We start from the raw sequence: 21,203 nt of genomic DNA on the forward strand, positions 1-21,203 counted from the left end.
CGCGTCAGTGCCGGATCGGTACGCCCGCGTCGGCCAGTGCCTTGATCAGCCCGGCGGACTCACCGAAGCCGATGACCAGCACCGCCTCCGGCTTGTAGTTCTTGATCTCGCCGGCCAGGCTGCCGAAGTCGACGGGCGGGGCCTTGGCGTCGGCCGGCGGCTCGTAGGTGAACAGTTTCACCCGGTCGGTGCCGAAGCCGGCCCGCTCCAGCTCGGCGCGGACGGTCTCCTGGAGGCCCTCGCCGTAGGAGTCCTTGCGGGCCACCACCACGATCTTGTGCGGGCCGTCGCGGAGGATCACGTCGGCCAGGGCCCGGCCCTGGAGGCTGTCCGGCGGGGCGGTCCGGAAGTAGAGGCCCTTGTCGTCGGCCTGGCTCAACCCGGAGTCGGTGTTGGACGGCGAAAAGAGGATCTTGCCGGCCGCCACCACGTCCGGCAGCACCGCGCTGGAGATGCCGGAGGCGGCGGCCCCGATGATGACCTGGACCTTGTCCTTGACGTGCGAGGCCACGGTGGCCTTGGCGACGGCCGGGTTGGTGCCGTCGTCACCGTCGATCCACATCACCGGGTCGCCGAGCACCCCACCGGCGGCGTTGATCTCCTTGAGTGCCAGCGCCACGCCGGCCGCCAACGGGGGGTTGGCCAGGGCCAGGTCACCGGTCTTGGGCAGCAGGCCACCGAGGATCAGCGGGGAGCCGTCGCTGCTGTCGTTGCGCCCACCCCGCTGCTTCTTGGGCTTGGGGGCGGCCTTGGTGCTCACCCCGGACTCGTCCCCCGCACCGACGAACTCGGTCTTCGCGTCGTTGATCTTCTGGTTGTCGAAGTGCAGGGTCGCGTAGCTGGCGGTGGCCGGCTCCCCGAGGTCGGTGAAGCCGGCGCGGGTCAGCGACGGGCCGCGGTACTCGATGTCCTGGGCGTCGCGGGCCAGGGACAGGCAGCTCGCCGCGTCGGTGCAGCGCTGACCGTTGGTGGTCACCCCGACGATCTGCTTGGCGATGTCGGCCGGATCGGTGCTGCCCGCCAACTGGGCGGCCAGCGCACTGATCATGACCGCGTCGTACGACTCCGCCGCGTAGAGGTAGTCGGTCAACTTCGGGTCGATGGAACGTAGCCGCTGCTTGAAGTCGTCGGTGAGCGGCGTGAGCGGGGTGGTGCCCTTCATGCCGTCGACGAGATCCGCCCGGTCCTTCAGCTCGGCGGCGAAGGAGTTGAGCATGTTGCCGTCGGTGCCGTACAGGCGTACCTGCGGGGCAGCCGTCTCCTCGGGCTTGTCGGTCGTCCCGCAGGCGCTGGTGACGAGCAGGAACGACGCGCAGGCCGCCAGGATGGCCGCGCGCGGGCCGCGTGTAACGAGCATGGTCGTCCTTCCTCCGGCGCAGGTCCGGTGGGCACCATAGCGTGCCGACGACAACCGTGGGACCAGGGAGGCTGCCCTGGTCGCCGGCCCGACAGCGGACCGTACGCTCTGTCACGTCGGCTCAGCGGGTGGTCACCATCTCGGCGCTGTCTTCGCTTGACCTGGCGTCCTACTGTGCCGCAGGTGACCGACGTACCGGATCAGACGCTGGCCGACGCTACCGCCGTGCTCCATTCGGCGCTGACCGGGGACGGCGCCGCGGTGGCCGGCACCTTCGACGCCGTGGTGGACCGGTCCGGCCTCGCCGGTGCCTACACGGTCGCCTGGACGCTGGCCGCCACCATGGTCGGCGACCCGCCACCGCCGGGCGCCTGCGCGTTGGACTTCCCGGGCATCGACGACGCGGGGTACGACACCCGCTGGGTGGCCCGCTTCGTCAGCGCGTACGCCAACCACGACGCCGACACCGGTGAGGCGCTGTTCGGGGCGGCGGTCGCCGACGGGCAGCTGCCGGACTGCCTGCTCACCCTCGCCGGTTCGACCGTGGCGACCCTGCGCAGTCGGGCCGGTTGACGGCGCGACGCCCGTGCGGACGCCGCGCCGGCCGGCTCAGTACGCGTGGTACGCCACCAGCGGCTCGTACTCGTAGCGCAGGTTGGTGAAGCGGACCTTGAAGTTCGCGCCGTCGCGCACGTTGGTGGCGACGGTGATCCAGTCGGACTTCGCCGGCAGGTAGGTCAGGTAGTTGCACTTGTTGGTCTTGTCGATGAAGACCACACACGCCTCGGTGCCGAACTCGCTGCTGTTCTTGACGTTGACGTCCTTGCACCGGGTGCTGGCCTTGTACGGCCCGGCGTCCCCGCCCCAGCCACCGACCTGGAAGTACGACCGGACCGCCCCGCCATAGCAGGTGGCAGCCGATGCGGAGAGGTTCGTCTCCGGGGCGGCCTGGGCGGGTGCGCCGAACCACAGCAGGGGCAGGGTGGCGACGATTGCGGTCAGTCGGGCGGTCCGGGATGCCATGGTGGTGCCTCCAGGGAAGAGGGGCGGACCCTGCGTCGTGCACAGGGTGCGGTGAGTGGCGATGATATCTGTCGATCTCTGATCCCGCTGTGACACAACCGTGAACCTTTTGTGGTAACTGTGACCCATGTCCGAGGCGATGCTCAGCAAGGTGCGCAAGCTGTTGGCCCAGGCAGAGGACGCCGCCTGCACCCCCGCCGAAGCGGCCGCCTTCACCGCCAAGGCCACCGAGTTGATCGCCCGCTACGGCGTCGACCGCGCCCTGCTGGCCGCCCGCGACCCCACCACCGACCCGGTCGGCGACCGGGTGGTCGACGTCGTCGCCCCGTACGCCCGGGACAAGGCCGGGCTGCTCGCGGCGGTGGCCGACCCGCTGCGCTGCCGCTGCATACGCCGACCTGCCGGCACCGGCTTCGCGCTGCACCTGTTCGGCTTCGCCAGCGACCTGGAACGGGTCGACCTGCTCTTCACCTCACTGCTGGTGCAGGCCGCGCACGGCCTCGCCGGCACCGTGGTCCCACCCGGCGAACACCCGGCGGCGTTCCGGCGCTCCTGGCTGGCCGGCTTCGCCCGGGTGATCGCCGAACGGCTCCGGGCCGCCGAGGCGGGCGCGGTGGCGCAAGACGGCACCCCGTCGGTCGCGCTGGTGCTGGCCGACCGCTCCGACCGGGTGGCCCGCCGGGTCACCGAGGTCTATCCCCGGCTGCGGACCGCGCCCACCCGCCGGCTCGCCGGCTCCGGGTTCGGCGCGGGGGAGGCGGCCGGCCAACGGGCCGACCTCGGCGGGCCCGACGCGGTGCACGCCCCGACCACCCCACCCCACCCCGGACTCCCCGGACGGTGAACACCGGTGGGGTCAGTGCGGGCCCGGGGCGGCGCCGGTGAGGGTGGCGAGATAGCGGCCGAGCAGCTCGTGCCAGCCGGCCGTCAACGCCGCACGGTAGCCCTCGGCGGCCTCACCGTGCCGGTCGAAGTGCCGGTGCTCCAGCTCGATGCGGGTGCGCCCCGACTCGTCCGGCAGGAACAGCACCTCCACCTCGCTGGCGCGCGCCGGGTCGGGCACCGGGAGCCGGTCGGGGCCGAGCTGCCAGGTGAAGACGAGCCGCCGTGGCGGGTCCCAGGTGAGCACCCGGCCCCAGTCGCCCCGGAAGCCGTACGGGCCGATCTCGTAGAGCATGCCGCCGGCCCGGGGCTCCATCCCCAGCTCGGCGAGCGCCGCCGGGCCGGACCAGGTGTACTCCCGGACCCACCAGTCGGCCAGCGAGCCGGTGAAGACCGCGAAGGCCTGCTCGGCGGTGGCGGGGACGAGGAGCGTGGAGCGCAACGAATATCGGTCGACGTCCTGATGGACGCCCTCCGGATTCGCCTTCTCCTGCCCCATAGGCCCGGACCATACCGGCTGATGAGGCGCTCTGCAGCCTCGCGTACTGGCCCCTTCCGGACAATGGACCTGGACCGGGCGCGGTTGGGCACCACCGGGCGGGAACGGGCTCAGGTGACGGCCACCGTGCAGCCGCCAAGCGGACGGCCCGTGACTGCGCGACAGGGACACTGTGGCCGGCGGCTACCGGGGCGCGGTGGTCGCAAGGGGAGGTCTTGAGTGGTGCAGGGTCAGATCGCGGGTGCAGCTACCCGTGGCCGGGGCGGCGGTGGGCTGCCAGTGGGCATTCCGGCCGGAACGGGGCAGGCCGGGTGGACGCCACATCTGGGCCGGATACACGAAAACGGTGACCGCGTTTCCGCAGGTCACCGCTCTCTGTAGCCCGGCGAAAGGCTATGTGGCCAGGGGCGGGGTCGAACCGCCGACCTTCCGATTTTCAGTCGGACGCTCGTACCAACTGAGCTACCTGGCCTGGTGCTTCGGGACATGTTACCCGGAGGGCGGGGTCTCCGCCGACAGGGTGACACGTCCCGATACGCAGAACGCCGCGCAATGGTGCACGCGGCGTCGGCGCTGGCGGTCCTGACGGGACTTGAACCCGCGACCTCCGCCTTGACAGGGCGGCGAGCACTCCAACTGCTCCACAGGACCTAGCTTTGTTGCCTCCGGCTGGGCCGGATCGTGCCCCCAACGGGATTCGAACCCGTGCTACCGCCTTGAAAGGGCGGCGTCCTGGGCCGCTAGACGATGAGGGCGGCCCCGCCATCATTGCACACTCGCAACTTCAAGCGGACTTGCTCCCATCCGGCCCCGCCGGAGGCATGAGAAGCATATGCCATGCCCCGGCGGTCGACCAAACCGGTATGCCTGCCGGGGTGCGGCCCGGCAAAGTAGCAGGTCAGCGAGGTGGTGCGATGCCGAAACGGCGCTTGAGGTCGCCGATGACCTGCGGCACGGCGCCCAGGGTGCGGCTCCGGTCACCCCCGCCGTCGTGCATCAGCACCACCGCACCGGGGCGGGAGGCGCTCCTGATCCGCCCGGAGATCACCCCGGAAGTGGGCTTCGCCCAGTCCTGGGGGTCGACGGTCCAGTGCAGCGACCGCATGCCGAGTTCCTTGGCGACCTGCACCACCTCCGGCGTCCACCGGCCACCGGGCTGCCGGTAGAACGGCACCTTCGCGCCCGGAACGGCCTTGGTGATGGCCTGGTTGGTGCGCACCAGGTCGGCCCGGATGTCGGCGACCGGCCGGCGGCCCAGGTCGACGTCGTGGTGCCAGCTGTGGTTGCAGAGCTGGTGCCCCTCGCGGACGATCCGGGCCACCAGCTCCGGGTGCTTGCGGACCTGGGTGCCGACCACGCAGAACGTCGCCTTGACCTTCGCCGCCCGGAGCTGGTTGAGCACCTTCGGCGTCCAGGTCGGGTCGGGTCCGTCGTCGAAGGTCAGCGCCACCGCGCGTACCCCGGTCGCCTTACGCAATCCGGCGGGCAGCGTCTTGGGCTTGGGCCGCAGCCGGGGCTTCGGCTTCTTGGTCGGCGGCGGCGTCGGCACCGGGGTCTGGGCCGGCTCGGGTGCGGAGGTCGTCGGGGCGGGCGCGGCGGCCGGCCGGACGTGCCGGGGCTTGTCTCCACAGCCGGCGACCAGCAGGAGCAGACCCAGGACAACCGCCAGGACGGGGCGTGAACGCATCGTCACTCCGAGGGATGGGGGTACGCGGACGGCCCCGACGGTAGTTCACGAAAGCGAAATATGTCAGGCCAGGTCGGTCCCGGTGGACTGGTCCAACGAATCCCGGACGGCCAGCGCGAGCGACACCGCCTCGGCCAGGTCGACCGGTCGGACCACTCCGGCGGGCAGGGTGTCGGCCCGCCAGCCCGGCCCGGCGGCGAGCACCAGCAGCGGTCGGCGGGGCACCGCGAGCAGGGCGGAGAGCTGCCCCGGATCGGCGGTGGGGCGGGTGTGCGACCAGACCACCACGGCCGCCGGCCCGGTCCGGTTGACCGCCTCGACCAGCGCGGCCACCGGCACCCGGGCGCCGAGCATCCGGTACGCCACCCCCGCCTCGGCCAGCGCCGCGGCGAGCGCCTCCAGGGGCAGGGTGTGCTGCTCCTCGTCGGCGCAGGACAGCAGGATGCGGGCCGGCCCGGTGGCCCGGCCGGAGCGGGCGACGGCGGCGAACGCCTCGGAGACGCACCGGGACATCAGGTGCTCCACGTCGATCAGGCCGGCGGTGGCCACGAACCGCTCACCGATGCCGGCCAGCACCGGCCGGAGCAGCCCCTCCCAGGTGGCGATCACCCCGTCGGTGGCCAGCGCCTGGGAGATGGTGTCGCCGATCGCCGCCGCGTCCAGTCGCATCGCGGCGCGGGCCAGCCCCCGGGCCGCCGGTCCCGCCCGGCCGACGGGGATGGCCTGTCCGCCGCCGTCCCGGCTGGCCCCGGCCGGCAGGCGTAGCGCGGTGCCGGGGCTCTGTTTCGCCCAGCGGGCCGCCTCCGCCGGGCTGACCCCCTCGGCGGTGAGCTTCCGCATGATCTCCAGGCGGGCCAGGTCGGCCGGGGTGTAGCGCCGGTGGTGACCGGGGACGTGCTCGCTCGGGCCGAGGCCGTAGCGCTGGTGCCAGGTACGCAGGGTGGTGACCGCCACGCCGAGCCGGCGTGCCACGGCCCCCGCGCTCAGCGGCTCAGCGACCACCCGACCGCTCCGACGCGTCGTCCACCCGGCGGCCGGACGGTATTGCGGAGCCGGCGGCGGGACCCCCGGCGGGAGCCTCGGGACCCCCGGCAGGGGCATCGGGGCCGGTGGTGGTCGGGGCCGGCCGGAGCAGTCGGCTCACCACACCACCGAGCCAGGGGGCGTACGGGCGCGGGTCGGCGTCGATCTCGGTCATCAACCGGGTCGGGTCGACCCAGCGCAGCTCGGCCACCTCGTCCGGGTCCGGCCGCAGGGTGAGTACGGCCGGCACGTCGGCCCGGAGCACGTGGTCGTACTCGAACTCGACCCGACCGGTGGCCGGGTCCTCGGCGTAGTAGAGGTAGACGCCGACCTCGGTCAACGACACCGGCCCGGCGCCCAGCTCCTCGGCGAGCCGGCGGTTGGCGGCCTCCGCCAGTGACTCGGCCGGCAGTGGGTGCCCGCAGCACGAGTTGGCCCAGCGCAGCGGGAACCGGGTCTTGACCGGGGCCCGCTGTTGCAGGAGGACCCGGCCGTCCGGGTCGACCAGCAGCACCGAGAAGGCCCGGTGCAGGCGACCGGGTGCCTGGTGGGCGGCGGCGACGGTGGTCTCGCCGAGCACCCGGCCGGTGTCGTCGACCAGCTCGACGAGGTGAGCCTCCCGGGATTTCACGCGGTCACCGACCCGCGCCGGTGATGCGGTTGGCGGCCAGCTTGCCGGAGATCAGCACCATCGGCACACCGACACCGGGCTGGGTGCCGGAGCCGGTGAAGACCACGTTGGGCAGGCTGCGGTGCAGATTGGACGGGCGGAACGGCCCGGTCTGGAAGAGGCTGTGCGCGGCGGCGAACGGCGTACCGGCGGCCATTCCCTGCTCCTCCCACTCGGCGGGGGTGATCGTACGCAACACCTCGATGCCGGCGCCGAACCCGACGTACCCGCGCTCCTCCAGCGTGGCGACGAGCTGGTCGGCGTAGCGCCGGCTCAGGTCGCCCCGCCAGTCGAACGGGGCCCGGTCGAGGTTGGGCACCGGGGCCAGCACGTAGTAGGTGTGCCGGCCGTCCGGGGCGACCGACGGGTCGGTCCGGCTCGGGTTGGTGACCAGCAGCGACGGGTCGCTCATCAGCTCGCCGCGCCTGATCACCTCGTCGAAGGTGCCCTTCCAGGACCGTCCGAAGTGGATGTTGTGATGAGCGATCTTCCCATACCCCTGCGTCGATCCGACGTGCAGGACCACGCAGGACGGCGAGTAGGTCAGCTTCCGCTGCCGATCCTCGGGGAGCAGGTCGCGGTAGGCGACCGGCAGGTCCGGGTTGAGCACCACCACGTCGGTCGGGATCAGCTCGCCGTCGGCGGTGACCACGCCGGTGGCCCGGCCGTTGGCGGTCTCCACCCGGGCGACCGTGGTGTCGTAGCGGACCTGGACGCCGTGCTTCTCGGCCGCGCCGGCCATCCCCTTGGAGACCGCGTGGATGCCGCCGCGCGGGAAGTAGACCCCGGCCACCGAGTCGAGGTACGCGATGACGCTGTAGATGGCCAGCGCGTCGTGCGGCGAGAGCCCGGCGTACATCGCCTGGAAGGAGAAGATCCGCTGGGTACGCGGGTCGGAGAAGAACTGGTTGATCTTGGTTTGGAGTCGCCGGAACGCCCCGTTCGCCAGCAACTTCAGCAGGTTGCCGGTGAGCAGGTCGGTCGGGGCGTCCAGGTTGCGGTCGATGAAGTCGGCCCGTTCCCAGTTCCACAGGTTGCGGGCGTAGTCGACGAACCGCAGGTAGCCGTCGGCCTCGCGGGGGCCGCAGACCCGGGAGATCTCGGCCGCCATCCGGGTGGTGTCGGTGATCACGTCCAGGGTGGAGCCGTCCGGGTAGTAGGCCCGGTAGGCGGGGTCGATCGGGGTCAGGTCGAGCCAGTCGTGCAGCTCCTCGCCGACCGCACCGAGCGCCTCGGCGATCAGGTCGGGCATGGTGAGCACGGTGGGGCCGGTGTCGAACTCGTACCCGTCGACGCTGAGCCGCCCGGCCCGTCCGCCCGGCACCGGCTCGCGTTCCAGCACGGTCACCTGCCGGCCGCTACCGGCCAGGTGCAGCGCGCACGCCAGCCCGCCCAGGCCCGCGCCCACGACCACCACCCGGTCCGTACGTCCCGTCACGGTCCGCACGCGACCACCTCCTTCAGAAAGTTGCCCATCATGCCCGCCGCGTCGCGGCGGCGGTGGCGAGACCGGTCAGCGCGGTGCGCGCCGTCTCGTCGATCGACGCGGTCTCCAACGCGGCGAGCGCGTCGGTGACCCGGTCGGAGATCATTCGCTCGACCCGGCCGACCGCTCCGGTGTCGGCGACGATGTCGGCCAGCCGGGCGACCTCGCGGATGCCGACGGCGGTGCCGGCCCGCTCCAACGCCCGCCGCTGGCCGCCGGTGGCGAGTTGGCGGGCGAGCATCAGCAGCACCGTCGGCTTGCCGGTGCGCAGGTCGTCGCCGGCCGGCTTGCCGGTCGCCGCCGGGTCACCGTAGACGCCGAGCAGGTCGTCGCGGAGCTGGAACGCCTCGCCGACGGCCAGTCCGTAGCGGGTGTACGCGGCGATCAGCGGCGCGTCGGGCTCGGTGCCGGCCAGGCAGGCGCCGAAGAGCAGCGGACGCTGGACGGTGTAGCTGGCCGTCTTGTAGCGGGCCACCCGCAGCGCCCGGTCCACCGACCAGTTCGCCGCGTCGTTTTCGCCGAGCACGTCGAGGTACTGCCCGGCGATGGTCTCGACGCGCATCTGGTCGTAGCAGCGCCGCACCTCCAGCATCCGGGTCGGCGGCACGGTGGCGTGGGCGAGCAGCCGGTCCGCCCAGACCAGGCAGAGGTCGCCGATGAGGACGGCAACCGACTCACCGAACCGGCCCGGATCGCCGGTGTGTCCGGCGGTGACGTGCCGGGCGGCGGCGGCCCGGTGCACGGTGGGCAGGCCCCGTCGGGTGTCCGAGGCGTCCATCACGTCGTCGTGCACCAGGGCGAAGGTGTGCAGCAGTTCCAGGGCGGCCAGCGCGGGCAGCACGGTGGGCAGTGGCGCGTCGCCGCCCACCACACCCCGCCAGCCCCAGTAGGCGAAGGTCGGGCGGACCCGCTTGCCGCCGGCCAGCACGCAGTCGCGTGCCGTCGCGGCGAAACCGCCCATCGCTGCGTCGATCTCGGTCAGCGCGTCGACCTCGCGGGCGAGGAACGCCGACAGGGTGCCGTCGACGTCGTCGACCAGGTCACGGGCGAAGGCGGCCAGTACGCCGTGGACCGGATCGTCCGTCGCTCCCGGCTGTGCCGGCGCGACGCGGAGCGCGTTACCCGCAACTGCGTCGTTGGCCATGGGGGCGAGCGTACCCTAGGGTTACGAGTTGCGTCGATTGCTGCGTCGAATCAGAGGAGGCCCGGTGGACACCGATCTCACCGCTGCCTATGCCCGCTGCCAGGAGCTGCACAGACACCACGGGCGCACCTACTATCTCGCCACCCGGCTGCTCCCCGCATGGAAACGCCGACACGTGCACGCCCTGTACGGGTTCACCCGCTACGCCGACGAGATCGTGGACCGCACCGAGGACCTGCCCCCCGCCGAGCGGGCCGCCCGGCTGGACGCCTGGGGTTCCCGCTTCGTCGCCGGCCTGCACGGTGAGCCGGTCGACGACCCGCTGCTGCCGGCGGTGCTGCACACCATCGCCGTGTTCGACCTGGACCGGGCCGACTTCGCGTCGTTCCTGCGCAGCATGGCGATGGACCTGACCGTCATGTCCTACCCGACCTACGACGACCTGCTCGACTACATGGAGGGCTCGGCGGCGGTCATCGGCACCATGATGCTGCCCATCCTCGGCAGCTCCGACCCGGTCGCCGCCCGGGAACCGGCCCGGCAGCTCGGGTTCGCCTTCCAGCTGACCAACTTCATCCGGGACGTCGCCGAGGACCTCGACCGGGGCCGCACCTACCTGCCCGACGAGGACCTCGCCAAGTTCAACGTCACCCGCGAGGACCTGCTCGCCGCCCAGGCCGCCGGCCACAGCACCGACAAGATCCGCGACCTGATCGAGTACGAGGTGACCCGCGCCCAGGCCCACTACGCCGCCGCCGCGCCCGGCATCACCCTGCTCGCCCCCGCCTCCCAGGCGTGCATGCGCACCGCCTACGCCCTCTACGGCGGCATCCTCGACGAGGTCGCCGCCCAGGACTACGACGTGTTCGTCAAGCGGGCCGTGGTGCCCCAGCGGCGACGGCTGGCGGTGGCGGCGAAGGCCCTGCTGACCCGTACCGGCACCCCGGTCGTGGTGCCCGGCCCGGCCCTGACGTGAGCGGCCGTACGGCGGTGGTGTTGTTCACCCGCGACCTGCGGGTGCACGACCACCCGGCGCTGGCGACGGCCTGCGCCGCCTTCGACCGGGTGGTGCCGCTGTACGTCCTCGACCCGACGCTGGCCGACCACTCGCCCAACCGCACCCGGTTCCTGCACCAGTGCCTCGCCGAGCTGCGGGACACCCTGCGCGGGCTCGGCGGTGACCTGGTGATCCGCCGGGGCGACCCGGTGGCCGAGACGGTCCGGGTGGCCCGGGAGGTGGACGCCGAGGGCATCGGCCTGTCCGCCGACGTCAGTCGCTACGCCCAGCGCCGGGAACGCCGGCTGCGCGCCGAGTGCGACCGGCACCGGCTCGCCCTGCGGCTCTTCCCCGGCGTCACGATCGTCGAGCCGGGGGCGCTGCGACCCGGCGGCGGCGACCACTACCGGGTGTTCACCCCGTACCACCGGGTCTGGTCCGCGGCGCAGTGGCGGGAGGAGCTGGCCGCGCCCCGGCGGGTCACCCTGCCCGACGGGGTCGCGGTCGGCCGGCTGCCGGCGCTGCCGAAGGGCGAGTCGCCGCAGGCCGCGGTCGGCGGCGAGACCGTCGGGCAGCGCCGGCTCACCCAGTGGTTGCCGACCCTGCGCCGGTACGACGACATCCACGACGACCTGGCCGGCGACGAGACCTCCCGGCTCAGCCCGTACCTGCGGTTCGGCTGCCTGTCCCCGCTGGCGGTGGCGAACCGGGCCGACGACCGGGGGCACCCGTTCGTCAGGCAGCTCTGCTGGCGGGACTTCTACCACCAGGTCACCGCCGCCTTCCCGGAGATCGCGGCGAAGGCGTACCGGCGCGGGGCCACCGAGGACTGGCGGTACGACGCGGCGGCGTTGACCGCCTGGACCGAAGGCCGGACCGGGATGCCGATCGTGGACGCCGGGATGCGTCAACTGCACGCCGAGGGGTGGATGCACAACCGGGCCCGGCTGATCACCGCCGGCTACCTGACCAAGGTGCTCGGCCTGGACTGGCGGCCCGGTCTCGCGGTCTTCTCCCGCTGGCTGCTCGACGGGGACGTGCCCGACAACTCCGGCAACTGGCAGTGGGTGGCCGGCACCGGCAACGACAGCCGCCCCTACCGCGGGCTCAACCCGGTCCGCCAGGCCGAACGCTACGACCCCGACGGCGGGTACGTGCGTCGTTGGGTGCCCGAGCTGGCGGCGGTGGCCGGCAAGGCCGTGCACCAGCCGTGGCGGCTGCCCGCCGAGGTGCGACGCACCCTCGACTACCCGCCGCCGCTGGAGGTGCCCGACGCCGACCCGGTCTGGCTGCGCTGAGGTCTGGCCCGTCGGCCCGGGCCGCTTGCGCCGGGCCGCTTGCGCCGGGCCGGGTCCCAGACGGTGCGGGGCCGGGTCCGGCGGTGCACGCGGGCGGGAATTCCGGGGTGGACCGGTGGCCGAGGGTGGGGTCGTGCGGAATGCTGACGGGATGGCAGAGCCGGAACTGGTGGACGTGGTCGTGGTCGGGCTCGGCGTGGGCGGCGAGGAGGTGGCCGGGCGACTCGCCGAGGCCGGCCTCAGCGTCGTCGGCGTCGAACGGGACCTGGTCGGCGGGGAGTGCCCGTACTGGGGGTGCATCCCCAGCAAGATGATGATCCGGGCGGCGAACGCCCTGGCCGAGGCGCGACGGGTCGACGGGCTGGCCGGGTCGGCGCAGGTCCGGGCCGACTGGGCGCCGGTGGCGAAACGCATCCGGGAGGAGGCCACCGACACCTGGAACGACCGGGCCGCGGTGGACCGGTTCACCGGCAAGGGCGGGCGGTTCCTGCGTGGCAGCGGCCGGCTCGACGGTCCCGGCCGGGTCCGGATCGGTGACCAGGTGTTCCAGGCCCGGCGGGGCGTCGTCCTCGGCACCGGTACCCGCCCGTCGATCCCGCCGATCGACGGGCTGGCGGGCACCCCGTACTGGACGAACCACCAGGCGATCGAGGCGGCGGAGCTACCGGCGACCCTGCTGATCATCGGGGGCGGCGCGATCGGGCTGGAGCTGGCGCAGGTCTTCGCCCGGTTCGGGGTCGGGGTGACCGTGCTGGAGGCGTCCGGCCGGGTGCTCGCCCTCGAAGAGCCGGAGTCGTCCGAGGTGGCCGCCGCCGCGTTGCGTGCCGACGGGGTGGAGATCGCCACCGAGGTCAAGATCGAACGGGTCGGCCACGACGACGACACCTTCACCGTGTACGCCGGTGACCGGTCGTTCAGCGCCGAGAAACTGCTGGTGGTGACCGGTCGCCGGGCCCACCTGGACGAGTTGGGGTTGGACACCGTCGGGGTGGACGCCACCCAGCGCTACCTGCCGGTGGACGACCGGATGCACGTCACCGACGGGATCTGGGCGGTCGGCGACGTGACCGGCGAGGGCGCGTTCACCCACATCGCCATGTACCAGGCGTCGATCGTGGTCGCCGACGTGCTCGACCACGCCCGGCGGGCCGAGGGCGGCCCCGACGCCAGCGGCACCGCCAGCGTGGTGGGCGGTGCGATGGGCGCGGCCAGCGCCGTCGGGGGTTCGATGGGCGCGGCCGGCCCGAGCGGCGCCGCCGGCACCGTGCCCCGCGCCGACTACCGGGCGCTGCCCCGGGTCACCTTCACCGACCCGGAGGTGGGCGCGGTCGGGCTCACCGAACGGCAGGCCCGCGAGCGGGGCATCAACGTGCAGGTCGGCTTCACCGAGCTGTCGTCGTCCACCCGGGGCTGGATCCACGGTGGCGAACCGGGCGGCTTCATCAAGGTGATCGCCGACGCCGACCAGGGGGTGCTGATCGGTGCGACGTCGGTCGGCCCGGCCGGGGGTGAGGTGCTGTCGGCGCTGGTCGTGGCGGTGCACGCGGCCGTGCCGGTCAGCCAGCTGAGGCACATGATCTATGCGTACCCGACGTTCCACCGGGCCATCCAGAGCGCCCTGAACGACCTGAGCTGAGCCCGGCGCACCGGCCCGGCGCGGCGCAACCGCCGGGTCGGCCGGTCCGGTCCGGCCTCGGAGCAGACCGGGCCAGGTTCCCGGTTCACGCCGGCCGGGTGGGGTGCGCGGTTCGTGCCCCGGGCCGAGTGGGTTCCAGGTTCGTGCCCCGGGCCGGGTGGGGTGAGCGGTTCGTGCCCCGGGCCGGGTGGGGTTCCCGGTTCGTGCCGGCCGGGCCGGAATTACTGTCCGTGCCGGCCGGCTCCGGCGGCGAACCGGGCCGCGCCGGCTGTGGCGTCCGCCGCCAACGAGTCGATGCCGTAGGCGAACTCGGTGGCGAACGCCTCCGGCTCGGGCTGGCCGGCACCGGCCAGCACCGAAGCCCGGTCGTTGCGCAGGCAGGTCTGCGGATGCCGGGCGATCTCGGCAGCGAGCTGCTCGGCCGCCGTCCGCGCCTCACCCGGCGCGACCACCCGGTTGACCAGCCCCATCGCGTACGCCTCGTCAGCGGGCACCGGGCGGCCGGTGAGGATCAGGTCCATCGCCCGGCTCTGGCCGATCAGCCGGGGCAGTCGTACCGTGCCGCCGTCGATCAGCGGCACTCCCCAGCGTCGGCAGAACACCCCGAGCACCGCGTCCGACTCGGCGACCCGCAGATCGCACCAGAGCGCCAGCTCCAGGCCACCGGCCACCGCGTACCCGGAGATCGCCGCGACGACCGGCTTGGACAGTGCCATCCGCGTCGGACCCATCGGGCCGTCGCCGTCGGGCTCGACCCGGTTGCCGCTCGGCGTGCCGATGGCCTTGAGGTCGGCACCCGAGCAGAACGTGCCGCCCGCACCCCACAGCACCGCGACCCGGGCCTCCGGGTCGGCCTCGAAGGCGCGGAACGCGTCGGCGAGCGCCCGCGCGGTCGGCCCGTCGACGGCGTTGCGCGCCGCCGCCCGGTCGAGGATCACCGTGGTCACCGCCCCGTTCCGGGCAACATGCACCGCCATCCCCCCAGCATCCCCCGCCCGGCCACCCCGCCTGCACCCGCCTGCCCCGCCTGCTGCGCGGGGCCTGCGGGTGCGCTCCCCGCCTGTCCTGCCTGCACCCGCAGGCCCTGCCTGCTGCGCGGGGGCGCTTCCGCTCACCCCGCCTGTCCGCAAGCCCTGCCTGCTGCGCGGGCTTGCGGGTGCGCTCCCCGCTCCTCCCGCCTGCCCGCAAGCCCCTGCCTGTTGCGCGGGGCTTGCGGGTGGCGCTGGTGCTGGGTCCCCTGGGACTTGGGCAGCGCCATCGGCGCGACAATGGCGGGGATCTGCGTGGGCGGGTGGTGCCGTGCCTGGGCCGCAGCGCCGGGCCGTGCCGGGGGCCGCAGTGCCGTGCCGGGGCCGCAGTGCCGGGCCTGGGGGTGGCCCGGTCGGTGCGACCCGGTGTCACGGCGGGCGGGGTGGGGTCAGCGGCGGTCGGTGATCCGGGTGAGGAAGGTGTGCCAGGCGGCGGGGGTGAAGGTCAGGGTGGGGCCGTCGGGGTCCTTGGAGTCGCGGACGGCGATCACCCCGGGCAGGTTGTCGGCCACCTCGACGCAGTTTCCGCCGTTGCCGCTGCTGCGGGTGCTCTTGCGCCAACGGGCGTGGTTCAGTTCCATGTCTGGGCCACCTTCGTGATCAGATCGACGGACTGCCGGTGGGACAACGCCTCGCCGCGCACGTTCTCCCACGCTGCCATCATGGCCGCGAGGTCATCGAGATCGCTAACCACCTGTCCCTGGAGTTGGTTGTCGAGATAGCCGGCCATCCGGTGATCCGGGTTCGTGGCGATCACGAAGGGGCCGTTGAGGCCGGCGTACTCACCCACGGTGGCCGGCACGACGTGCACCCGGACGTGCAGCTGGTCGCAGGCGTCGGCGAGGGCGAGCAACTGCTCGTGCATGGCCTGCCGGCCGCCGACCGGCCGATGGAGGACCGACTCGTCGAGCACGGCCGTGAGCTGGGGTGGATCGTCGCGTTTCAGGATCGACTGGCGGGCGAGCCGGGCCGCGAGGTGCCGGTCGATGTCACCCCGGGGCAGGGTGCCGGCACCGAGCAGGACGGCTCGGGCGTACGCCTCTGTCTGGAGCAGGCCGGGGATGACGACAGACTCGAATGAGCGCAGCGACAGGGCGTCGCGTTCGATCTCCTGCCAGGGACGGAACCACACCGGCTCGCGACGTCTAGAAGTGTCCGGCCAGATGTCCACGATGTCCCGCCGGAGCGCTTCCGCGGCGGCCACCCGGTGCCGGGCATGCGGTATCCGCCCCTCGCTCAGCCAGCGGCCCACCGTCTTGGGGTCGACGCCGACGCGCTCGGCGAGGGATTCGGTGGTGTAGCCGGTTTCGTTGAGTGCCGCGCGCAGCGCATCGTTCACGACTCCTCCATCGGACGTCTCGAATATCTGCCCACCATACGCCTACGCGGTGTATCTGTCTGACCACAGGGAGGCACGATCTGGTGGAGGGCGGCGCGGCCGGTGGAGGTGAGGGAACCCGGTGGTCGACGTCCAGCCCGGGGCCACCCCGCCGGTGACGGGTGGGGTGGCCCCGATCCACCTGGAAGGAGAACCGCAGTGCGACACCGCTCCCTGCGCCACACCCGACCGCACCTGCCGATGCGTCCACTGTGGCGGTGTCGGGGCTGCGGCGCGGAGTGGCCGTGCCAGCCGGCCCGGCTCGCCCTGCTGGTGGAGTACCGCGAGGACCGGACCGGCCTGCTCGTCTACCTGAGCACCCTGATGGCCGAGGCGGGTACGCAACTGTCCCAGCTCAACGGGAACGTCGTACCCGATAATCTGATGCGTCGTTTCCTCGGGTGGGCCAGAGCGCGCGGGTCGGACACCAGCCCCTGACACCGGCCGGCGGCCCGCCCACCGGGGCGTGGGTGGCGGGATGCCGCGCCGGTCGGTGCCCGTGTCCCGGCACGGCGCTGATCAGGGCAAAGGGCAGATTCGTCCCGGCCGCCCGGTTTGCGGCCCGGTCAGCCGGGAAGTCGGGGAACGTGCGAGCGTTGATGACGAAACTCGAACAGGCCACCGCGCTGGACCGGGCCGGCGACCGGTTGCAGCGTGCCGTCCAGGCGACCCTCCGCCCACAGCGGGTGCGTGACCTGCTGCACGGCGTGTTCCTCGGGCATCCGCTGCACCCTGCGATGGTGCAGGTGCCGGTGGGGGCCTGGATCAGCGCGGCAGTGGTCGATCTGCTCCCCGGTCAGCGTCGCGCGGCCACCACACTGGTCGCGCTGGGCACCGTGAGCGCGGTGCCCGCCGCCGTGGCGGGGCTCAACGACTGGGCGGAGCTGTCCCGGGACCAGCGTCGGGTGGGGCTCGTGCACGCCGCCGCCAACACCGTTGGCCTGACCCTGTACGCCGGCTCCCTCGCCGCCCGGTTGAGCGGCCGGCACGGCGTCGGCCGGGCGCTGGCCTACCTGGGGCTGGGCGCGGCGAGCGCCGGGGCGTACCTCGGTGGGCACCTGGCGTACAAGCAGGGGGCGCAGGTCAGCCAGAGCGTCTCCGAGCTGCACCGGATGAGCGACGGGTGGCAGTCGGTGGCCGAGCTGGCGGGGCTGCCGCAGCGAGAGCTGGTGACCCGCGAGGTGGACGACGTCTCGGTCATCCTCTACCGGCACGGCGACGAGGTCACCGTCATGCTGGAGCGCTGCCCACACCAGAGCGGCCCGCTCGGTGAGGGCGAGGTGCAAGAGATCGACGGGCACGCCTGTGTGGTCTGCCCCTGGCACGGCTCGGCGTTCCGCCTCAACGGTGGCGAGGTCGTCCACGGCCCCTCCGCGACCGACCAGCAGACCCTCCCCACCCGGGTAGTGGACGGCGCCCTCCAGACCCGCCTCCCCTAACCACCCGCCCCTCCCCACCCGCCCGCCCTCCCCACCCGCCCGCCCTCCCCACCCGCCCGCCCTCCCCACCCGCCCCGTCGTCCCTGCGCCCCCACCCGCCCTGCCCCGCCCCCACCCGCCCTGCCCCACCTCGCCTTGCCCCGACCTCGCCTTGCCCCGCCCCGCCCCGCCCCGCCCACAGCGTGATCAAGAGGTTTGCGTCGTTTGATCAAGAGGTTTGCGTCAAAGTTGATCTACAAATTGACGCAAACCTCTTGATCACCGGGGCGGGCGGTGCGGGCCGGGCGGTGCGGGGCGGGCGGTGCGGGGCGGGGCGGCGGGGGCGGCTGGAGCGGGCTGGCTGGGTTGGGCGGCCGGGGGCGGGACGGGGTGGGGAGTGGGGAGGGGGTGGGAGTGGGGACGGGGTCAGTCGCGGCGGTGGCGGCCGGTTACCAGGTCTCGGGCGGCGGAGGCGCGGCTGCCCATCGAGCGGCCCGGGGTGCGGCCGGCGGTGCGGTTGGTGGACATGCGGGCGGCGGCGATCCGGGCGGCCGAGGTGCGCCCGGCGGTCACCCGGACGGGTCGGCGGCGCAGGCCGAGTACCGCGCCGATCTGCGCGCCGACGATGCTCGCCACCGCCAGCACCGCCGACACGGCCAGTGGCCGGTTGATCGCGTCGTCCGGGGTGGCCCGGGACGCCCCGGCGGCCATCGCCGGCGGCACCCCGACCGGTCGCTCGGCCGGCGGCTGCGCGGGCGGTTGAGCGGTCTGCGGGGTGGCCGTCTGCGGGGTGGCCGGTCCGATCTTGCCCGGTTTCGGGGTGGCCGGCCCGGCAGGCTTGCCCGGGGTGACCGGCGTACGGGGGGCACCCTGATGCTGCGGGTCGGCCTGGCCGCCCGGCGTGGTGACCGGCGGGCGCGGGGACGGCTTGCGGGGCGTGTTCGGGACCAGGTGGCCGCTGGCGTGCCGGCGGGCACCGGTGTCGTCGGCCTCGGTGGGGAGTTTGATGAGCTGACCCGGCCGGATCCGGTCGGCGTCGCGCAGGTCGTTGAGCCGGGCCACTTCGGGATAGCGGTCGAAGTCGTCAAGGTAGCGTTCCGCGACCTCTCCCAGGTAGTCACCCCGGGCCACCCGGTACATCGGCTTCGCCGTCGACTTCCCGTCCTCGATGCCGGTCCGGGGGACGGGACCGAGGCCGGAACCGGGGACCGCGCCGTGGGTGACACCGGCGCTGGCACCGAGGCCGGCGCTGGGGGCGGCACCGAGCCCGGTACGGGAGGTGTCCAGGGTGGTCGCCACGCCGGTGCCGGCGGCGGCCGGGAGCGGCTGGGCCAACGTCACGGCCGCGCTCGCCGCCGGGCTGGCCGCGACGATCAGGGCGACCGAGCCCAGTAGGGCTGCTGCCGCCCGCTGCTGCCGGCTCATCCCGGGCAGCCGGGGCGTCTGCCGGCGGGTGATCTGGGCACCCATCTCCACCAGCACCGAGAAGGCGAACGTCGCCCAGCCGAACCAGCCGACCAGCGCCAGTGCCCGGATGAAGAGCTGGCCGTCGTCCCGGCTGGTCAGCACGGAGCCGACCTCGGTGAGGGTGGGCAGGTGGTCCGGCAGCGGGTTGCCGGCGAAGGCGAGCAGGGCGATCGGGGCGCCGACCAGCAACGCCACCAGCACCACCAGCGACCCGAAGCCGGTGAGCAACTGCCCGGTACGTCGGGCAGTGGAACCACGCGGTGTGGCCATGCTGCCCTCCTTCCTACGGTCTGCCGGTGCGGGGACACCGGATGGGTGGGCCTACGGTCTCGGTGCGGGACCCCGGTGAGCGGGCCTACGGTCTGGGTGCGCAACGGACGGAATCCGCCAGGTCGACGGGCTCATGGTCGGTCGGTGAGGGTGCGGGCGGTCGCCTCGCCGACGACGGTGACGGTGCGGTCCATGCCGATCAGGCCGAGCATGTGCCGGCGGTAGACGACGGTGACGCGTACCCGGATCTGTTTCTCGCCGGCCACCACCGGGAAGCTGACCTGCTGGCTGGTCACGTCGGAGTTGCCCCGTAGGTACTGGGTGACGGCCGCGCGGGCACCCGGCTCGTCGATCACCTTGGGCCGGCCCTCGATCGCGGCGGCCCGGTCGATCACCTGCCCGCCGCTGCGGGCCGCCTCGGCGGCCAGGTCGTCGGCGCGTTGCAGGGTACGCAGCTGACCCGCGCCGTCGTACGCGACGCCGATGATCGCCAGCACGCCGATCATGGTGACGGCGAGGAAGAGGCTGATCCGGCCCTCGTCGCCGGTCGGACGCGCGGTCACTGCCGGGTCCGGTAACGGTCCAGGGGGGAGGCGAAGGTCGCCTCGACCCGCCGGTCACGCATCGGCAGGCCGGGGAAGCGCATGCCGGCGAAGGAGACCGTGCAGCTCACCCGGACCCAGATGCTCACCGGTTCGCCGAGCGGCCGCCGGAACGCCGTGCCCACCGAGGTGTGGTCGGAGTTGCGCGTCGAGCCCCAGACCGTGACCTGGGGTGCGCTCGTACAGTTGAGGCCACGCCAGTCGAGCTGCCGCCGGGCGGCCGTCCGGGCGGCGCTCTCCGCCGTGCCGGCGTCGCGGGCGATCGAGGCGGCCCGCGCGGCGTCGTGCGCCGCCGCCTCCACCGCCTCGTCGGCCACGGCAACCCGGCCGGCCACCCCGGCCAGCATCAGCAGCGCCAGGAACGCCGGGGTCAGCACCGCCACCTCCACCGACACCGATCCCCGGGTACGCCCCGCACTCCGGTCGGCCGACACCGATCCCCGGGTACGCCCCCCCGCCCGATTCACCGACACGTGGCCCGGGTGACACCCGACCACCTCGTCGGGGCTGCCGGATCGCTGGGCGTGGACCACGGCCCGGTCGCCCCGGACACGTCGTCGGGCGGGCCGGGTCAGCAGTTCGCGCCAGGTACGCCGGGGCGGGTGGGCGGTCACGGGTTGGTCCACCGTTCGGCCGTGCCGTGGGCGGTCTGCCGGACGTCGAACCGGACGGCCGGGATGACGCTCAGGGATTTCCCGGTGACCGTGCAGGTCACCTCGGTGGCGGTGGCGGCGCAGGTGGTCTTCGCGCCGACCAGCCAGTCCCCGGCGGCACCCAGGAAGTGTCTGGCGCGGGCCTCACCCGCCCCGGCCGGCGCGTCGAGGACCCGTTGCGCGTTCACCCCGCTCTGGGCGGCGTGCATCGCCGTCGACCGGGCCACGAACCAGGCGGCGATCTGGACGGAGCTGAAGAGCAGCACCAGCACCGCCGGCATCACCACGGCCAGCTCCACGGGGTTGGCCCCCCGGTCCGTACCCCCGGCGGTGAGCCTGCGGTGGGCGGCCCGGCCTGCGGCGCGGAGCCCGGTCGGGGTGTCCCGCCCGGCCGTGGACGCGCACGGGGGTGCGCACCGGGACCTGGCGGTGGGGGCCGTCCGGTCCCGGCGCGAGCCGGTCAGGGGGAGACTGGTCACGGGTTGTCGATGCTGTTCATCCAGTCGGTGGCCTTGGTCAGGACGATGCCGGTGACTGCGACCCCGGCTACCACCAGGCCGGCGATGATCACGGCGGTCGGGACCGGGCTGTCGCCCCGCTCCGCCTCGCGGCGTAGCTCGGCCAGGCGGGCCACGGTGGCCGCGTAGAGGAAGGTGACGAGGTGCATGGCGGAACTCCTTGGGGA

General features: G+C 73.5%; 23 protein-coding genes and 3 tRNA genes. 7 read left to right on the plus strand and 19 right to left on the minus strand.

The window, feature by feature from the left end:
* Window positions 1-4: 4 nt before the first annotated feature.
* Window positions 5-1,357, minus strand: coding sequence for an ABC transporter substrate-binding protein (locus AB0C22_RS01340; protein WP_208565362.1), 1,353 nt, complete (start codon window positions 1,355-1,357; stop codon window positions 5-7).
* Between the two features lie 183 nt (window positions 1,358-1,540).
* On the opposite strand from AB0C22_RS01340, the gene AB0C22_RS01345 reads away from it, so the two are divergent.
* The gene (locus tag AB0C22_RS01345) at window positions 1,541-1,930 is read left to right on the plus strand and encodes a hypothetical protein (RefSeq protein ID WP_219465597.1); all 390 of its coding nucleotides are present in this window, start codon (window positions 1,541-1,543) and stop codon (window positions 1,928-1,930) included.
* A gap of 36 nt (window positions 1,931-1,966) precedes the next feature.
* On the opposite strand, the gene AB0C22_RS01350 is transcribed toward AB0C22_RS01345, so the two are convergent.
* Window positions 1,967-2,380, minus strand: coding sequence for a hypothetical protein (locus AB0C22_RS01350; protein WP_219465599.1), 414 nt, complete (start codon window positions 2,378-2,380; stop codon window positions 1,967-1,969).
* Window positions 2,381-2,507: 127 nt separating this feature from the next.
* On the opposite strand from AB0C22_RS01350, the gene AB0C22_RS01355 reads away from it, so the two are divergent.
* The gene (locus tag AB0C22_RS01355; RefSeq protein ID WP_219465600.1) at window positions 2,508-3,224 is read left to right on the plus strand and encodes a DUF2786 domain-containing protein; all 717 of its coding nucleotides are present in this window, start codon (window positions 2,508-2,510) and stop codon (window positions 3,222-3,224) included.
* Between the two features lie 12 nt (window positions 3,225-3,236).
* Here AB0C22_RS01355 and AB0C22_RS01360 read toward each other — a convergent pair whose 3' ends face one another.
* The 9 genes from AB0C22_RS01360 to AB0C22_RS01400 form a co-directional block, all read right to left on the minus strand.
* Window positions 3,237-3,761 (minus strand): SRPBCC family protein, encoded by a 525-nt coding sequence (locus AB0C22_RS01360; protein ID WP_208565366.1) that lies wholly within the window; start codon window positions 3,759-3,761, stop codon window positions 3,237-3,239.
* 398 nt (window positions 3,762-4,159) lie between these two features.
* Window positions 4,160-4,233, minus strand: a tRNA-Phe gene (locus tag AB0C22_RS01365).
* Window positions 4,234-4,335: 102 nt separating this feature from the next.
* Window positions 4,336-4,412 (minus strand) — tRNA-Asp (locus AB0C22_RS01370).
* A gap of 31 nt (window positions 4,413-4,443) precedes the next feature.
* Window positions 4,444-4,516 (minus strand) — tRNA-Glu (locus AB0C22_RS01375).
* A 143-nt stretch (window positions 4,517-4,659) separates the two neighbouring features.
* The gene (locus tag AB0C22_RS01380) at window positions 4,660-5,448 is read right to left on the minus strand and encodes a polysaccharide deacetylase family protein (RefSeq protein WP_208565367.1); all 789 of its coding nucleotides are present in this window, start codon (window positions 5,446-5,448) and stop codon (window positions 4,660-4,662) included.
* Between the two features lie 63 nt (window positions 5,449-5,511).
* Window positions 5,512-6,450 carry a MerR family transcriptional regulator gene (locus tag AB0C22_RS01385; protein WP_219465601.1) on the minus strand — a complete coding sequence of 313 codons (939 nt, stop codon included), beginning with the start codon at window positions 6,448-6,450 and terminating at the stop codon, window positions 5,512-5,514.
* The gene (gene idi / locus AB0C22_RS01390; RefSeq protein WP_219465602.1) at window positions 6,440-7,102 is read right to left on the minus strand and encodes an isopentenyl-diphosphate Delta-isomerase; all 663 of its coding nucleotides are present in this window, start codon (window positions 7,100-7,102) and stop codon (window positions 6,440-6,442) included. The genes AB0C22_RS01385 and idi overlap by 11 nt, the downstream gene beginning before the upstream one ends.
* A gap of 4 nt (window positions 7,103-7,106) precedes the next feature.
* Window positions 7,107-8,588 carry a phytoene desaturase family protein gene (gene crtI / locus AB0C22_RS01395; RefSeq protein ID WP_357532844.1) on the minus strand — a complete coding sequence of 494 codons (1,482 nt, stop codon included), beginning with the start codon at window positions 8,586-8,588 and terminating at the stop codon, window positions 7,107-7,109.
* Window positions 8,589-8,616: 28 nt separating this feature from the next.
* On the minus strand, window positions 8,617-9,771 hold the full coding sequence (locus AB0C22_RS01400) for a polyprenyl synthetase family protein (RefSeq protein WP_219465604.1): 1,155 nt from the start codon (window positions 9,769-9,771) through the stop codon (window positions 8,617-8,619).
* Window positions 9,772-9,835: 64 nt separating this feature from the next.
* On the opposite strand from AB0C22_RS01400, the gene AB0C22_RS01405 reads away from it, so the two are divergent.
* From AB0C22_RS01405 to AB0C22_RS01415, 3 genes are all read left to right on the plus strand, one after another.
* Window positions 9,836-10,747: a phytoene/squalene synthase family protein gene (locus AB0C22_RS01405; RefSeq protein WP_357532847.1), complete on the plus strand. Its 912-nt coding sequence runs from the start codon at window positions 9,836-9,838 to the stop codon at window positions 10,745-10,747.
* Window positions 10,744-12,066: a deoxyribodipyrimidine photo-lyase gene (locus AB0C22_RS01410; RefSeq protein WP_219465606.1), complete on the plus strand. Its 1,323-nt coding sequence runs from the start codon at window positions 10,744-10,746 to the stop codon at window positions 12,064-12,066. Before AB0C22_RS01405 ends, AB0C22_RS01410 begins: the two co-directional genes overlap by 4 nt.
* Before the next feature lie 151 nt (window positions 12,067-12,217).
* Window positions 12,218-13,702 carry an FAD-dependent oxidoreductase gene (locus tag AB0C22_RS01415; RefSeq protein WP_357532850.1) on the plus strand — a complete coding sequence of 495 codons (1,485 nt, stop codon included), beginning with the start codon at window positions 12,218-12,220 and terminating at the stop codon, window positions 13,700-13,702.
* 221 nt (window positions 13,703-13,923) lie between these two features.
* On the opposite strand, the gene AB0C22_RS01420 is transcribed toward AB0C22_RS01415, so the two are convergent.
* From AB0C22_RS01420 to AB0C22_RS01430, 3 genes are all read right to left on the minus strand, one after another.
* Window positions 13,924-14,679 carry a crotonase/enoyl-CoA hydratase family protein gene (locus AB0C22_RS01420; protein ID WP_357532852.1) on the minus strand — a complete coding sequence of 252 codons (756 nt, stop codon included), beginning with the start codon at window positions 14,677-14,679 and terminating at the stop codon, window positions 13,924-13,926.
* Between the two features lie 440 nt (window positions 14,680-15,119).
* Complete coding sequence (locus tag AB0C22_RS01425) at window positions 15,120-15,311, minus strand: DUF397 domain-containing protein (protein ID WP_357532854.1); 192 nt, start codon at window positions 15,309-15,311, stop codon at window positions 15,120-15,122.
* Window positions 15,302-16,069 (minus strand): helix-turn-helix transcriptional regulator, encoded by a 768-nt coding sequence (locus AB0C22_RS01430; protein ID WP_357532856.1) that lies wholly within the window; start codon window positions 16,067-16,069, stop codon window positions 15,302-15,304. Before AB0C22_RS01430 ends, AB0C22_RS01425 begins: the two co-directional genes overlap by 10 nt.
* 198 nt (window positions 16,070-16,267) lie before the next feature.
* Here AB0C22_RS01430 and AB0C22_RS01435 point away from each other — a divergent pair, with 198 nt between their 5' ends.
* Window positions 16,268-16,546 (plus strand): flavin reductase, encoded by a 279-nt coding sequence (locus tag AB0C22_RS01435; protein ID WP_357532858.1) that lies wholly within the window; start codon window positions 16,268-16,270, stop codon window positions 16,544-16,546.
* 149 nt (window positions 16,547-16,695) lie between these two features.
* Complete coding sequence (locus AB0C22_RS01440) at window positions 16,696-17,547, plus strand: Rieske 2Fe-2S domain-containing protein (protein WP_357532861.1); 852 nt, start codon at window positions 16,696-16,698, stop codon at window positions 17,545-17,547.
* A 405-nt stretch (window positions 17,548-17,952) separates the two neighbouring features.
* On the opposite strand, the gene AB0C22_RS01445 is transcribed toward AB0C22_RS01440, so the two are convergent.
* From AB0C22_RS01445 to AB0C22_RS01465, 5 genes are all read right to left on the minus strand, one after another.
* Window positions 17,953-19,263, minus strand: a complete 1,311-nt coding sequence (locus AB0C22_RS01445; RefSeq protein WP_219465613.1) for a LysM peptidoglycan-binding domain-containing protein — start codon at window positions 19,261-19,263, stop codon at window positions 17,953-17,955.
* 131 nt (window positions 19,264-19,394) lie between these two features.
* Window positions 19,395-19,769, minus strand: a complete 375-nt coding sequence (locus AB0C22_RS01450) for a hypothetical protein (RefSeq protein ID WP_244251708.1) — start codon at window positions 19,767-19,769, stop codon at window positions 19,395-19,397.
* A gap of 53 nt (window positions 19,770-19,822) precedes the next feature.
* The gene (locus AB0C22_RS01455; protein WP_219470552.1) at window positions 19,823-20,299 is read right to left on the minus strand and encodes a TadE/TadG family type IV pilus assembly protein; all 477 of its coding nucleotides are present in this window, start codon (window positions 20,297-20,299) and stop codon (window positions 19,823-19,825) included.
* 176 nt (window positions 20,300-20,475) lie between these two features.
* Window positions 20,476-20,997 carry a pilus assembly protein gene (locus AB0C22_RS01460; protein ID WP_308290967.1) on the minus strand — a complete coding sequence of 174 codons (522 nt, stop codon included), beginning with the start codon at window positions 20,995-20,997 and terminating at the stop codon, window positions 20,476-20,478.
* Window positions 20,994-21,185: a hypothetical protein gene (locus tag AB0C22_RS01465; protein ID WP_208565381.1), complete on the minus strand. Its 192-nt coding sequence runs from the start codon at window positions 21,183-21,185 to the stop codon at window positions 20,994-20,996. Before AB0C22_RS01465 ends, AB0C22_RS01460 begins: the two co-directional genes overlap by 4 nt.
* Between the last annotated feature and the right edge of the window lie 18 nt (window positions 21,186-21,203).

The organism is Micromonospora sp. NPDC048894, assembly GCF_040649765.1.
GTDB lineage: Bacteria > Actinomycetota > Actinomycetes > Mycobacteriales > Micromonosporaceae > Micromonospora > Micromonospora antibiotica.